The organism is Williamsia sp. z34 (genome assembly GCF_059553395.1).
In genome coordinates this window covers 2501-15286 of record NZ_JCANWW010000015.1, presented here as the reverse complement: position 1 = coordinate 15286, position 12786 = coordinate 2501, and the positions used below count along the sequence as shown (strand labels likewise).

Here is a 12786-nt window from a genome sequence, read left to right as displayed (position 1 = left end):
CCCGGACGCATGTCTTACTTCTCGCCGGGGTTTGTAGCCTCTTATGTTGCCATGCCAGGATTGATCGCAGGCTCATCGGACCGTTCTCGCGCGAGTGATCGAACCATGTGGTCCTCTCACACTCGCCGGGAGTGACGCCCCAGAAAGGCAATCATGCCCGCGTACCCCCTCGAACCGTTCGGACTCGACTTCTTCGAGACCGCCCCCGTGACCCACCGTTTCTCGGTCAACCTGCCGGTCAGCCCCGCGACCGCATGGGCCGAACTGACCCGACAGAACACGCTCGACTGGTGCCGGGTCATCAAATCGATCACCTTCACCTCGCCGCCGCCCTACGGGGTCGGCACCACGCGGTCGGCCGCGTTGGCCCCCGGATACGTGAAGCTGTCGGAGAAGTTCTTCTGCTGGGACGAGGACCCGGAGGCCGGGCGCTACCGCAACGCCTTCTACGTCGAGCAGGCCAACGTCCCGAGCCTGCGGGCGTTCGGTGAGCTCACCGAGATCGAACCCGCGGCGATCGGCTGCCGTTTCACATGGTCGTTCGCGATCGAGCTCGCCGGGGTGATGGCCAAGACCACGAAGTTCGCGACCCCGATCTCCGCGAAGACCTTCTCGACCATCGAAGCGGACACGGTCAAACACTTCGCGACGCTGTAGCGCCGCCCGGGGGTGATCAGCGGGCGCGGGGACTGACCACCCCGTGGTCGAACGCGTACACCACCGCTGCGGCCCGGTCGCGGACTCCGAGTTTGTGGAAGACGTTGCCGACATGGCTTTTGACGGTGACCACCGAGATCACCAGTTCGGCGGCGATCTCGTCGTTCGACAACCCGCGGCCGATCAGGCCCAGCACCGCCGATTCTCGGGATGTCAGGCGATCGAGTGAGGTGCCGGCGGCGGCCGGTCCCGGCGCCGCCCGATAGGTGTCGAGTACCCGTGCGGTGATCGCCGGGTCGAGGACTGCCTCACCATCGGCGACGATGCGCACCGCGCGGATCAGCTCTTCGGCCGGCGAATCCTTCAACACGAACCCGGCCGCACCGGCGCGCAGGGCCTCCGACAGCAATTCCTCGTCCCGGAACGTGGTGAGCACCAGGACCGGTGGGGGCTCGACCGTGGACGCCAGTATCCGGGTGGCGGCCATCCCGCTGACCCGCTTCATCCTCAGATCCATCACCACCACATCGGGCCGGTGGTCTGCCACGGCGGTGAGCACCTCGTCGCCGTCGGAACATTCGCCGACCACGTCGAAACCGTCTTTGCGGCGCAGGATTCGGCGCAGCCCGGATCGGACCAGGTCCTGATCGTCGACCAGGAGTACGCGGATTCGCGGCGCCTCAGCGGTCACCGGGTACCGCCGTGGTGGTCAGGTCGGTGCCGATCGGGTGACCGGTGGCGAACGGCAACACCGCGTCGACCTCCCACGCGTCCTCGATCGAGGCCGCCCGGAACCGGCCACCCAGATGTTCGATTCGTGAACGCATTCCACTCAGTCCGGAGCCACCCGGCCGGCGCCTGCTGCCCGGTGTGACCTTGTTGCGCACGCTGATGTGCAGACTCCCGGCCGCGTCGGGCCCCACCTTCAGATCGACGGTGGCGCCGGGGGCGTGCTTCGACGCGTTGGTCAGGGATTCCTGAACGATGCGGAACGTGGCGAGTTCGGTGGCACCGGTCGCGGGCGCGCCGAGATCGTCGTAGTCGAACCGGATGTCCGCTCCGGCGCGCCGGAACGACGAGACGAGTTCGTGGAGATCGCTCAGACCCGGTGTCGGGGAGTCGGGTTCGGCATCGGCACGGAGCAATTCGATGGTCTGACGGATGTCGGCCATCGCCGTGCGGCCCTGTTGTTCGGCGTCGACCAGGGCGGCAACGGCCTCGGCGGTGTCGTTGTCCTCCTGCAACGCGCGCCGGGCGCCGGTGACATTGAGCAGGACGATGCTGAGCGAGTGGGCGATCACATCGTGTACCTCGCCTGCCAGGGTGACGCGATCGAGCCGTAGCCGCGCCGCTCGGGCCTGACGTTCGCGCAACAGCAACGCCAGCTGCGCCTGCATCAGATGTCCCACTGCGACACCGAAACACAGCATCGCGGCGATGAGCCATCCCTGTTGAACTGCTCCGGTCGCAATGCCGATCGCCAGGGCGCCGGAGCTCAGGATCATGTTGAAGACCGACTGCTTCCACGTGCTGATCGCCCCGCCGGTGGTGACGCCGAGGACCAGCAGCAGTGGCGCGGCATCGGCGTACACCGGGATCATCCAGAAGAGGGCCACCGAGATGACCGTTCCCACAACAAGTAACGGGGTGAACACCATTCGCCTCTTGAGGAACAGGCAGGCGATGTGGGGAGCGAGCGCGAAGAGCACCGCCAGTGAGAGGTACAGCCATTCCCAGCCGCGCGGGTGGTCGGCGATCCGTTGCACGGTCGCGACACCGACCGCTGCCACCATCGCGATGTCGGCGATCAGCATGTAGTACCAGGGGTACTGGTACCCCATCAGCGCGAAGGTGCGCGCATACCGTGCAGTCAACCACCGCATCTCGCTGATCTTATCGGCAGGCGGCCGCGAAAACCTCCGTCCCGGGGAGGATTCTCCAAACCTGCGGTGGTAGGAGTGAAAGATCGTCCCCGAGGTGGCTGACCTGCGGATTCGTTCTCAATAGCGTTCTCGGTACCCGATTCGGTGTCGCCTTCGACACCGGCAGAACCAAGGAGAGCGACGATGTTCTGGATTCTGGTGTGTGTGGGTGTTGTGGTGGTCTCGGCGCGGCCGTTCGGTGGCGGGGACGGCCTGGACTATCGGGCGCGCGAGGTGCGGGCCGCGATGGAGCGGCGGGACGCCGCGGACAGTGCGCAGATGCGGCGGATCCGGCGGGCTCACCGTCGCCACGAGCTTCGTGAATCGCTGCGGTGGGCCCGGACGACACCTGAGGTCGTCCGGGCCTGACGCAACCGGTGGTGTCAGCTGTTGTTGCCGCGGCGGATGTTGTCGAAGACCGTCGGGTCCACCAGGGTGGAGGTGTCCCCGAGTTCACGGCCCTCGGCGACGTCCTTCAGCAGCCGGCGCATGATCTTGCCGGACCTCGTCTTCGGCAGTTCCGGCACGACATGGATCTCACGCGGCTTGGCGATGGGTGAGATGTCTTTGGAGACCTGATCTTTGAGCTCCTTGACGAGCTGATCGCCGGTGTCCTCCTGGCCCTGGCGAAGGATGACGAACGCGACGATGCCCTGTCCCGTGGTCGCATCGGCGGCACCGATCACCGCCGCCTCGGCGATGCTGTGATGGCCGACGAGCGCGGATTCGACTTCGGCCGTGGAGATCCGGTGCCCCGAGATGTTCATGACGTCATCGATGCGGCCCAGCACCCAGAGATCGTGATCGTCGTCGTAGCGGGCTCCGTCGCCGGCGAAGTACCAGCCCTGGTCGGCGAATCGCGACCAGTAGGTATCCCGGAAACGCTGGTCGTCGCGCCAGATCCCGCGGAGCATCGACGGCCACGGCTTGTCGAGGACCAGGAAACCCTGTTCGCCGGCGCCCACCGAATTGCCTTCTTCATCAACGATGTTCGCGCTGATGCCGGGCAAGGGGGCCATCGCCGAACCGGGTTTGGTGGCGGTGATCCCGGGAAGCGGAGAGATCATGATGGCGCCGGTCTCGGTCTGCCACCACGTGTCGACGATCGGGCAGCGTTCGCCACCGATCACCTCGTGATACCAGCGCCAGGCCTCGGGATTGATCGGTTCACCGACGCTGCCGAGAAGCCGCAGCGAGGTCAGGTCGTGGGCGTCGGGGATCTCCCGTCCCCACTTCATGAAGGTCCGGATCAGGGTCGGCGCGATGTAGTAGATGCTGACCTTGTGCTTCTCGATGATCTCGAAATGACGATGTTCATCGGGGGAGTTGGGAGTTCCCTCGTAGACGACCTCGGTCGCGCCGTTCGACAGCGGGCCGTAGACGAGGTAACTGTGCCCGGTGACCCAGCCGATGTCGGCGCCACACCAGAACACGTCCTGGCCGGGCTTGTGGTCGAAGACGTTGTGAAAGGTGTAGCTGACCTGTGTCAGGTATCCGCCCGAGGTGTGCACGATGCCCTTGGGCTTGCCGGTGGTTCCCGAGGTGTAGAGCAGGAACAGGGGATGCTCGGCGTCGTGGGCTTCGGGGGTGTGTTCGGTGCCGGCCTTGGCGACCGTTTCGTGCCACCAGAGGTCGCGGCCGTCGGTCCAGTTGATGTCGGAGTCGGTGCGGTTCACCACGAGCACATGCTCGACCGACTTCGCGGCATCGTCGCCGCTGCCGAGGGCTTCGTCGACGGCGGCCTTGAGCGGTGCGGGCTTGCCGCGCCGGTACTGGCCGTCGGTGGTGACGACCAGTTTCGCCTCGGCGTCGTCGACGCGGGAACGCAGTGCAGCGGCAGAGAATCCGGCGAAGACCACGGAATGGGTCAGTCCCAGCCGGGCACAGGCCAGCATGGTGACGATCGCTTCGGGAACCATCGGCATGTAGATGGCCACGCGGTCGCCGGAGACCAGGCCGATCTCGGTGAAGTAGTTGGCGGCCTGCGAGACCTCGGCGAGCAGCTGATCGTAGGTGACGTCGCGGGAGTCTCCCGGTTCGCCGACCCAGTGGATCGCCACGCGACCGCCGTTGCCGGCTTCCACATGGCGGTCGACGCAGTTGTAGGCGACGTTGAGCTTGCCGCCGACAAACCATTTTGCGAAGGGGGCGTCGGACCAGTCGAGGACGTCGGTGAAGTCGGTGTCCCAGTGCAGACGGTGTGCCTGCTCGGCCCAGAAGGCCAGGCGATCGGCCTCGGCCGCCTGTTCGAGTTCGGGTCCGGCATTTGCCTGTGCGACAAACTCGGCCGATGGGGGATATACCGCTTGTACAGTGCCTTCGCTCATTGTTTCCCTTTCGCTCGCCGCTGATCCGCATGCCGCCATCGACTGTGATGCGGGCGGGTTCGGCTGCCGCTGTGTTGTGTACCACATCATGTCTGCGGCATCATCAACTGAAATAGCCCCGAAAGTGGATAGTGCATGAGCGGTGACAACACGGTCCTCCGTCCCAGCGATCGCGAGCTGGTGCGGGCCACCAGCGCGCGCTTTCGCCGGATGACGGGAACACCCGTGGTGTTCGCGGGACTGCGGGATCAGGACACCATCGCGGTCACCGCATCGGTCGGCCACAAGACCCCTGCACTGCGCACGATCCGGGTCACCCCACAGCGCGGGCTCGGTGGGCTCATCTGGCTCAACAAGCGGGCCATCCTTCTGCGTGACTACGGCTCGGCCGACGTGATCACCCACGATTTCGACGACCAGATCCTCGGGGAGGGCATCACCGATCTCGCTGCGGCGCCGATCGTCGTCGACGGTTCGGTGCGCGGCCTCCTGTACGCCGGCTGGCGAGGTCAGGGGCCCCTGGGCGACGACGTGATCAACGCGTTGACCATGGAAGCCGGCCGGGTCGCCACCGAGCTGAGCACCCGTGATGAGGTCGATCGCCGCGTTGCGGCCCTGGCGGCCCGCACCCAGGCGGAGCGGGCGCAGGCGTCCGCACTCGATTGGTGCAATGAGCTGCGCGATATCGCCACGGTGTCGACGGATGAGCAGACGCGTCGACGGCTCCTCGAGCTCGTCGACCAGATGAGCGACGGTGGCCGGTCGTCCGCGGAACCCTCGATACCGCTCACACCGCGACAGTTGGAGGTGTTGTCGCTGGTGGCGATGGGTTTTGGCAATCGGGTGGTGGCCGACCGGCTGGGGTTGACCGTGGAAACGGTGAAGACGTACCTGCGCGCCGCGATGGTCCGTCTGGGTGCGCACACCCGGCACGAGGCCGTGGTGAAGGCGCGCAGTGCGGGCCATGCTCTCGAGCTCTCCTGACCACCGGGAGATGCGCTGATCCTGGCACCGGCGTGGGCCGCGTACGCTGATCTGTCGTGACCGATCCGCTGGCTCCATTGTTCGAGATGCCGGGCGTCGCGACGGCTGCCGACCGTGCGCGTGATGCGCTGGCCGCAGCACACCGACACCCCGCCAACCTGCGAGGCTGGGACAAAACAGCCACCGAGGCGTCCTGGCGGGCCGGCCGGTCTTCGGCCGCAATCGACGGCGGCAGTGTCGAACTCGTCCGCGACGGCGATTTCGACGATCCGGTCCTGGCCGGCGCGATGCGGGTCGCCCAGGCGCTCGACGGTGACTCCCTGCCACAGTTGGTCGCGGTCTGGACGCGCGCACCGTTGCAGACTCTCGCGCGGTTGCATGTGCTCGCGGCCGCCGACATCACCGACGAGCAGCACCTGCTGGGTCGTCCGCGCCCCGAAGCCGAACTCGGGGGCAGACTGGACCTGCTTGCCCAGCTGATCACCGGTGCGACCAAGGCTCCGGCGCCGGTACTGGCGGCCGTGGTGCATGCCGAGTTGCTGGCACTGGAACCCTTCGAGCACGCCAACGGTGTGGTGGCCCGGGCTGCGTCCCGTCTGGTCTGTGCCAGTACCGGGCTCGATCCGCACAATCTCGGGGTCCCCGAGGTGACGTGGTTCAAGCGGGTTTCCGAATACCGCGACCTGTCGAAGGGGTTTGGTACGGGCGATCCCGAGGCGATCCGCGGGTGGTTGCTGCTGCACTGTGAAGCGCTGGAAGCCGGTGCTGCCGAAGCGATGTCGATCGCGGAAGCGGCGCGCCCGCGTAAGTAGAAAAGGTGCACAACGCGCTGCGGACGGCTCTCTGGCCCGACGTGTGAAGTCGTGGGGTCAGATCGCCGCCCGCTAGCACGGATCCGAGTTACACATGCGTGCGTATTGTGGTTGTGTGGGATGACCTCGGCAAGTCTTCCGGCACCTTACCCAAATGCGCTCCCACCCAAAGGAACTCACTTGAACTCGGCACGGATCTTGCAGGTCCACTACCTGTAGCCTCCCGCGGCGTGCTTCGCGTGGGTGCTCGCTATCCGTGCTGGGAGTGCGTGGTCAGGAGTCCGTACCTTCTCTTCCGGCCCGAACTTGGCGTTCCACGCTTTCCGTAACTACTTTGTACACCGTGACCACAGTCACATCAAGGGTTCGTTGGATTCTAATTCGCAGAATTGTTCATCCGTTGCGCCCGAACATGTTTGAAACTGCGGCCCAGGATTCAATGGCGCTTTCGCTGCAGGATCGTGTACGTCAGCGCCCCTGCCGCCAATGCGCTCAAACCGACTGCGGCAGAAGCGGTTACCTTCGGCGAAGGCGTTGACGGTAGGCGATCTCGGAGTGAGATCGGTTTGGTGAACGACAGCATCGGCCACCCCCGTTCGGCGGCCTCGCGCCGGAGGGCGCGGTCGGGATTGATGACGGTCGGATGACCGACAGCACTGAGCATCGGCAGGTCGGTGATCGAATCGGAGTACGCGAAACACTGGGAGAGGTCGTAGCCGACGGCCCGGGAGATCTCGTTCATCGCCACCGCCTTCTCCTCGCCGTAGCAGTAGAAGTCCATCACCCCGGCGTACTTGCCGTCGACGACTTTCATGCGGCTGGCCAATGAGTAGTCGGCACCCAGCATCTCGCCGATGGGCTCGACGATCTCAGCTCCCGACGCCGACACGATCACCACATCGTGGCCCCGCGCCTTGTGTCCGGCGATGAGGTCGGCGGCCTCTGCGAACACGAGTGGATCGACGATGTCGTGCAGTGTCTCGCGGACGATGGAGGAGACCTGCTCGACATCCCATCCGGTGCACATCTCGGTGACGTGTTTGCGCATCCGCTCGACCTGATCGTGGTCGGCTGCCGACAGCAGGAACATGAATTGGGCGTACGACGACTTGAGGACCGAACGCCGGTTGATCAGGCCCTGGTCGAAAAATGGTCGGGAGAACGCCAGCGAACTCGACTTGGCGATGATCGTCTTGTCGAGGTCGAAAAACGCGGCGATGGGAGTGCCGGCCCGGTGCTGTGAGCGGTCGTCGGCCGACCCGGATGCTGTCACCCGTCGAGGGTACGTCGGGGGCGCACGGGAGGCGAAGATTCAATTGTTCGGGTTACACCAATGGAAGTCTGCGATCGGCGGCTCTGGCCGAGTCGAGCCAATGGTTGAAGTTGCAATCAATCATGGATTCTTGTGTATAGTCGTACTTACCCGGACGAGATCCGGGGCTTTCAGCCCGACCCCCCGGGGCTGAACGCGACGACCCTGGCCTCCTCCCCCCCTGGCCGGGGTCGTCCCCATTTCCAAGGGTTTTCTGGTCGTCTGACCGACCATTCATCATGCGCCTACCAGCGGTTTTGCTTCCACCGAGCGACTGTTGTCCACAGTTCCCGGTTTCCTCCACACCTGACGTCCGACCCGGTGCTTCCGGCGGGGGCACGGACGCGGAACCGCCACTGTGGGGCATGACCGGATCCCCCCGGGTATTGGCGATGGTGTCCCCCGAATTGGCCGACGATATCGAGCGCGTCGCCGCCGCATCGGGTTATCACGTCATTCATGCACGTCCCGATCGTTGCCGCCGCGAATGGGCCGAGGCGACGGCCGTTCTCGTCGACGCCTCGACCGTCGAAGAGACGCTCGCGGCCGGTTTGCCCCGGCGCAACGGTCTGATGGTCGTCGGTGTCAGCGGGGACGGTCCGAACATGTGGCGGAGCGCGCTCGCGCTAGGAGCCGGACACGGGTTCGTACTCCCCGATGACGAACACGCGGTGGTGCAGGCGTTGTCGAGGGTCCGCAGGCCCACCGGCCCGCAGGGCGTCGCCATCGCGGTGATCGCCGGGCACGGCGGGGCCGGCGCGTCCACACTTGCCGCCGGGCTCGGACTGGTCGCGTGTGAACGCGGCCACGGCGCACTGCTGCTCGATCTCGACGAGCTCGGTGGTGGCCAGGATCTGCTGCTCGGCGTCGAGGATCGTCCCGGATTGCGTTGGCAGGAACTGACGTTGGAGAGCGGACAGGTCGTCGCCGAATCGCTGCACACCGCATTGCCGCATGCGCGGGGAGGCCTGGCTGTCCTGACCGGTCGCCGGGGCGCGCCTGCCCCGGTCCGTCCCGAGGCGGCGCTCGCCGCGATCGATGCTGCCCGCGCGAACGGTGATGTGGTGGTCGTGGACGTACCGCGGCGAGGTGACGACGTGGTCACCGCGGTGGTGGAGGCGGCCGATCTTGTGGTCCTGGTCTGTGGCGCCTCGATCCGGGCGTGTGCCGCCGGTCGTGAGATGGCGTCCAGACTTCGGGGGCGCGCCGGTCGGGTCGAGGTGGTGGTGCGCGGGCCTTCGCCGGGTGGGTTACGTGCCGCGCAGGTGGCGCAGGTGCTGGGTTTGCCGCTGCTGACGGCCACCAGGCCGGATTCCCGGCTTGCCCGCGACCTGGAGTCCGGTGGGCTGCTCCTGTCGCGGCGGTCGCCGTTGCGGCGCTGTGCGACGTCGGTCCTCGACCACGCGGAAGCACTCCGAAAGGTTGTGCGATGAGTAAACCGCCCGCCGTGGCCGCGTCCAACCGCAGCCAACTCCTGACGCGGGTCCGCGAACGACTGGCCGCGACCGCCCAGGACCCGACGCCCGAGGTGATGGCCGCCGTGGTGCGCGCCGAGGCCGGTGGCGTGCTCGGCGACACCGATCTGCTCGACGCACTGCGCTTCCTGCAGACCGAACTGGTGGGCGCCGGCCGTCTCGAGGACCTCCTCGCCGGTCCTGGCGTCAACGACATCCTCGTCGTCGGACCCCGGGCTGTCTGGGTTGACCAAGGGAGAGGACTTCGCCTGTCGGACATCGAGTTCGAGGACGACGACGCGGTCCGGCGATTGGCCATGCGCCTCGCGCTGGCGGCCGGCAAACGACTCGATGATGCGCAGCCCTGGGTCGACGGTCAGTTGTCGGGACTGGGCCGCCGCGGGTACAGCGTTCGTCTGCACGCGGTGATCCCGCCGATCGCCGTCGACGGGACCTGCCTGTCGCTGCGCGTGCTGCGTCCGGCGACCCAGACCATGGACGCACTGGTGGCGTCCGGTGCCATCGCCGAAGAGGCCGCAACCCTGTTGGAGACGATCATCGACGCGCGGCTCGCGTTCCTGGTTGTCGGTGGGACCGGAGCCGGAAAGACCACCCTGCTGTCGGCATTGCTCGGTCGGGTCGATCCGGCCGAACGCATTCTCTGCGTCGAAGATGCCGTCGAGCTGGCACCGCAACATCCGCACGTGGTGCGGTTGGTCGCACGAACTCCCAACGTCGAAGGGGCAGGCGAGGTTCCGGTCCGGGCTCTCGTGCGGCAAGCGCTGCGGATGCGCCCGGATCGGATAGTGGTCGGTGAGGTGCGCGGCGCCGAGGTCGTTGATCTGTTGACCGCGATGAACACCGGCCACGACGGAGGCGCCGGAACGCTACATGCCAATTCGACTGCCGAGGTACCGGCCCGGATGGAAGCGCTCGCCGCGCTCGGCGGCATGGACCGGCCTGCGCTCCACAGCCAGCTCGCGGCAGCGATCTCGGTCGTGATCGGGGTGTTCCGCGACGGGAATGGTGACCGCGGGGTGGGGGAGATCGGGATGTTGCGTCGCGGTGCCGACGGCTTGGTCCATGTCGATGCGGTGTGGCGTCGCCGTGATGGCTTCACCACCGCGGCCGCCGACCTGGCCTCGCTCCTCGACAGCAGGGGTGTGCGGTGAGCCCGGTGCTCGCGGCGGGCGCACTGCTGTTGTTGCTCTGGCCGCGGACCAGGGCACAGGTCAGGACGCTGTCCTTGAGTGGCGCCCCTGGCGTTCGCCGCCGCCGATCCACCGAAGAGGTCGTTGCACTTGCCGCGACCGGGATTCCCGTCACGATCCTCCTGGTTGTCGGGGCTTCGGCCGGTATTGCCGCGTCCATGGCGTCGGGTATGGCCTACGTCTTGTTTCGGGCCAGGAGACGTGAGGCCGAGGTGGCCGCCGAGTTCGCTGCGCTGCTCGCGGCGCTCGAGGTGATGATCTCCGAACTCCGGGTGGGCGCTCATCCTGCCCATGCATGCCGTCAGGCGGCCCAGGACGCGCGGGGTGGATCGCGGTCGGCCGTTGCCGAAACGTTGTCGACGATGGCCGGACGTTCTGTCCTCGGTGGCGATGTCGCAGGTGGGATCGAGCAGGCTCAGGTCCGTGACCCGCAGGCCTGGTCTCGGGTGGCGGTGGCCTGGCGGACAGCCGAACAGTATGGGCTGCCGATTGCCGAGCTGTTGACCTCCGTGCGATCAGACCTGCTCGCGCGCAGCCGTTTTCGCGCGCGGACCAGGGCAGCGCTGGCCGGTGCCAAGGCGACAGCGATGGTGCTGGCGCTGTTGCCGGTCCTGGGAATCGGTCTCGGACAGGCGATCGGCGCCTCACCGTTGTCGGTTCTGCTCGGTGGTGGGCTCGGGGGCGTTCTCCTGGTACTCGGCGTCGGCCTGGTCTGTGCGGGCTTGTTGTGGTCCAGGCGGATAGTCGGAAAGGTCGCCGGGTCATGACGGGGTGGGTCGTGGCCGCACTGGCCTGCGCGACAGCGATTCTTGTATGGCCGGCGCCGGTATGGATCACCTACCGGGTGCTCGGCCCGCCGCTGCGACGTGAACGCAACCGGGAGCCGCGCTGGCTGGGGGCCAAAGCCCAAGCCGACGATCCCTTCGCCGCGGCTGCCGGATACGACCTGTTCGCGGTCTGCCTGCGCTCTGGGCTTCCGGTCGCCATGGCAGCCCGGGTGGTGTCGCAGTCGGCGCCTCCCGCGCTCGCACGCACGCTGATCCAGGCCGCCGACCTCCTTGCCCTGGGTGCTGACCCGATGCAGGCATGGGCGGTAACCGACAACGCAGATCCGGCGGCCGCGGCCCTGGCGTCAATGGCCCGCCGGTCCGCGCGGGCAGGTTCCTCACCGGTACGGGGACTGGGCGAGCTGGCCGAGAGCCAACGAGCAGACGCCCAGGACCGGGCGGCTGCTGCGGCCGAGCGTGCGGGCGTGGCGATCAGCGGACCACTGGGTTTGTGCTTTCTGCCGGCGTTTGTCTGCTTGGGCATCGTGCCGGTGGTCATCGGGCTCGCCGGACCGGTCTTCGGTAGCGGGCTGATGTGAGATCTGCCGCGGATATCCCGCGGCACGGATAGGGGGAGGAAATGACGATGATCAACAGAATGATCCGAGAGGCCCAGGTCAAGGCCGCACTGCTGATGACGGAGGACAGCGGGATGAGCACCGCCGAATATGCGATCGGGACGATAGCTGCGGCGGCTTTCGGCGCGATCCTCTACACGGTGGTCACCGGCGACAACATCGTGGCGGCGCTGACCGGAATCATCGACAAGGCTCTGCAGACCGCGGTCGGCTGACCCGGTGCGACGGCGGGGATTGCCGGCCGACGACCGGGGGATGGTGACAATCGAAGCAGCGTTCGCGATCGCTTCGATCATCGCGGTGGTGGTGATCTCCGTGGTCGGGGTGGTGGCCATGGCAACCCACATTCGCTGTATCGATGCCGCGCGGGAGGTCGCACGTATCGCAGCTAGGGGAGATCCGGCCCAAGCTCGCGAAGTGGGTTCACAGGTGGGACCTCGGGGTGCCTCGGTGACCTTGCGGACAGTGGGGGAGGTGGTGGAAGCACGGGTCAGCGTGTCGGTGCCGATGTTGCCGATGCTCGACGTGGCCGCCACCGCCGTCGCTGCACTGGAGCCGGAAGGGGCCGATCAGTGAACCTGATGCGCGATGAACAAGGCTTCGCGACCGTGGTCGGGGCGATGGCGATAGCCGCCCTGGCGGCTGTGGTGATGGTGATTGTGTATGTGGGAGCGGCAATTTCGGCTCGTCATCACTCGCAGT

At 66.7% G+C, this 12786-nt stretch carries 15 protein-coding genes (1 of these 15 running past the window's edge); 11 read left to right on the top strand and 4 right to left on the bottom strand.

The window, feature by feature from the left end:
- Positions 1-153 precede the first annotated feature (153 nt).
- A complete protein-coding gene (locus tag AC51GT_RS25020; RefSeq protein WP_496327437.1) occupies positions 154-657 on the top strand; it encodes an SRPBCC family protein in 504 nt (167 codons plus the stop codon).
- Positions 658-673: 16 nt separating this feature from the next.
- Here AC51GT_RS25020 and AC51GT_RS25015 read toward each other — a convergent pair whose 3' ends face one another.
- Entirely contained in the window at positions 674-1348 is a 675-nt protein-coding gene (locus AC51GT_RS25015) for a response regulator transcription factor (protein WP_496327438.1), read from the bottom strand.
- Positions 1338-2540 carry a sensor histidine kinase gene (locus tag AC51GT_RS25010; RefSeq protein WP_496330490.1) on the bottom strand — a complete coding sequence of 401 codons (1203 nt, stop codon included), beginning with the start codon at positions 2538-2540 and terminating at the stop codon, positions 1338-1340. Before AC51GT_RS25010 ends, AC51GT_RS25015 begins: the two co-directional genes overlap by 11 nt.
- A 183-nt stretch (positions 2541-2723) precedes the next feature.
- On the opposite strand from AC51GT_RS25010, the gene AC51GT_RS25005 reads away from it, so the two are divergent.
- On the top strand, positions 2724-2948 hold the full coding sequence (locus AC51GT_RS25005; protein WP_496330489.1) for a hypothetical protein: 225 nt from the start codon (positions 2724-2726) through the stop codon (positions 2946-2948).
- Positions 2949-2962: 14 nt separating this feature from the next.
- Here the strand turns inward: AC51GT_RS25005 and acs are convergent, their stop codons facing one another.
- Positions 2963-4906: an acetate--CoA ligase gene (gene acs, locus AC51GT_RS25000; protein ID WP_496330488.1), complete on the bottom strand. Its 1944-nt coding sequence runs from the start codon at positions 4904-4906 to the stop codon at positions 2963-2965.
- A 135-nt stretch (positions 4907-5041) separates the two neighbouring features.
- Here acs and AC51GT_RS24995 point away from each other — a divergent pair, with 135 nt between their 5' ends.
- Together AC51GT_RS24995 and AC51GT_RS24990 are read left to right on the top strand one after the other, a co-directional pair.
- The gene (locus AC51GT_RS24995) at positions 5042-5890 is read left to right on the top strand and encodes a LuxR C-terminal-related transcriptional regulator (RefSeq protein WP_496327442.1); all 849 of its coding nucleotides are present in this window, start codon (positions 5042-5044) and stop codon (positions 5888-5890) included.
- A gap of 56 nt (positions 5891-5946) precedes the next feature.
- Entirely contained in the window at positions 5947-6702 is a 756-nt protein-coding gene (locus AC51GT_RS24990; RefSeq protein WP_496327443.1) for a Fic family protein, read from the top strand.
- 436 nt (positions 6703-7138) lie between these two features.
- On the opposite strand, the gene AC51GT_RS24985 is transcribed toward AC51GT_RS24990, so the two are convergent.
- Positions 7139-7975, bottom strand: a complete 837-nt coding sequence (locus AC51GT_RS24985; RefSeq protein WP_496330487.1) for an HAD family hydrolase — start codon at positions 7973-7975, stop codon at positions 7139-7141.
- A gap of 404 nt (positions 7976-8379) precedes the next feature.
- On the opposite strand from AC51GT_RS24985, the gene ssd reads away from it, so the two are divergent.
- The 7 genes in view from ssd to AC51GT_RS24950 are tightly spaced (at most 47 nt apart) and all read left to right on the top strand, a layout consistent with a single transcriptional unit that may run on beyond the window.
- On the top strand, positions 8380-9447 hold the full coding sequence (gene ssd, locus AC51GT_RS24980; RefSeq protein ID WP_496330486.1) for a septum site-determining protein Ssd: 1068 nt from the start codon (positions 8380-8382) through the stop codon (positions 9445-9447).
- Positions 9444-10640: a TadA family conjugal transfer-associated ATPase gene (locus AC51GT_RS24975; RefSeq protein ID WP_496327446.1), complete on the top strand. Its 1197-nt coding sequence runs from the start codon at positions 9444-9446 to the stop codon at positions 10638-10640. The genes ssd and AC51GT_RS24975 overlap by 4 nt, the downstream gene beginning before the upstream one ends.
- Positions 10637-11446, top strand: coding sequence for a type II secretion system F family protein (locus tag AC51GT_RS24970; RefSeq protein ID WP_496327447.1), 810 nt, complete (start codon positions 10637-10639; stop codon positions 11444-11446). Before AC51GT_RS24975 ends, AC51GT_RS24970 begins: the two co-directional genes overlap by 4 nt.
- Positions 11443-12045, top strand: a complete 603-nt coding sequence (locus AC51GT_RS24965) for a type II secretion system F family protein (protein ID WP_496327448.1) — start codon at positions 11443-11445, stop codon at positions 12043-12045. The genes AC51GT_RS24970 and AC51GT_RS24965 overlap by 4 nt, the downstream gene beginning before the upstream one ends.
- A gap of 47 nt (positions 12046-12092) precedes the next feature.
- Positions 12093-12299: a DUF4244 domain-containing protein gene (locus AC51GT_RS24960; RefSeq protein WP_496327449.1), complete on the top strand. Its 207-nt coding sequence runs from the start codon at positions 12093-12095 to the stop codon at positions 12297-12299.
- A 40-nt stretch (positions 12300-12339) separates the two neighbouring features.
- Positions 12340-12660 (top strand): TadE family type IV pilus minor pilin, encoded by a 321-nt coding sequence (locus AC51GT_RS24955; protein WP_496327450.1) that lies wholly within the window; start codon positions 12340-12342, stop codon positions 12658-12660.
- A gap of 5 nt (positions 12661-12665) precedes the next feature.
- Positions 12666-12786 carry the 5' portion of an Rv3654c family TadE-like protein gene (locus tag AC51GT_RS24950; protein WP_496330485.1) on the top strand. 230 nt of this gene lie beyond the right edge of the window, so only the first 121 of its 351 coding nucleotides appear in the window; the start codon lies at positions 12666-12668; its stop codon lies off the right edge, out of view.

Bases quoted from the DNA above. Each gene is read 5' to 3' on its own strand.
- AC51GT_RS24995 (WP_496327442.1), top strand. From the start codon at position 5,042: ATGAGCGGTGACAACACGGTCCTCCGTCCCAGCGATCGCGAGCTGGTG.
- AC51GT_RS24965 (WP_496327448.1), top strand. From the start codon at position 11,443: ATGACGGGGTGGGTCGTGGCCGCACTGGCCTGCGCGACAGCGATTCTT.
- AC51GT_RS24960 (WP_496327449.1), top strand. From the start codon at position 12,093: ATGATCAACAGAATGATCCGAGAGGCCCAGGTCAAGGCCGCACTGCTG.
- AC51GT_RS25020 (WP_496327437.1), top strand. From the start codon at position 154: ATGCCCGCGTACCCCCTCGAACCGTTCGGACTCGACTTCTTCGAGACC.
- AC51GT_RS25005 (WP_496330489.1), top strand. From the start codon at position 2,724: ATGTTCTGGATTCTGGTGTGTGTGGGTGTTGTGGTGGTCTCGGCGCGG.
- AC51GT_RS24975 (WP_496327446.1), top strand. From the start codon at position 9,444: ATGAGTAAACCGCCCGCCGTGGCCGCGTCCAACCGCAGCCAACTCCTG.
- AC51GT_RS24955 (WP_496327450.1), top strand. From the start codon at position 12,340: ATGGTGACAATCGAAGCAGCGTTCGCGATCGCTTCGATCATCGCGGTG.
- ssd (WP_496330486.1), top strand. From the start codon at position 8,380: ATGACCGGATCCCCCCGGGTATTGGCGATGGTGTCCCCCGAATTGGCC.
- AC51GT_RS25010 (WP_496330490.1), bottom strand. From the start codon at position 2,540: ATGCGGTGGTTGACTGCACGGTATGCGCGCACCTTCGCGCTGATGGGG.
- acs (WP_496330488.1), bottom strand. From the start codon at position 4,906: ATGAGCGAAGGCACTGTACAAGCGGTATATCCCCCATCGGCCGAGTTT.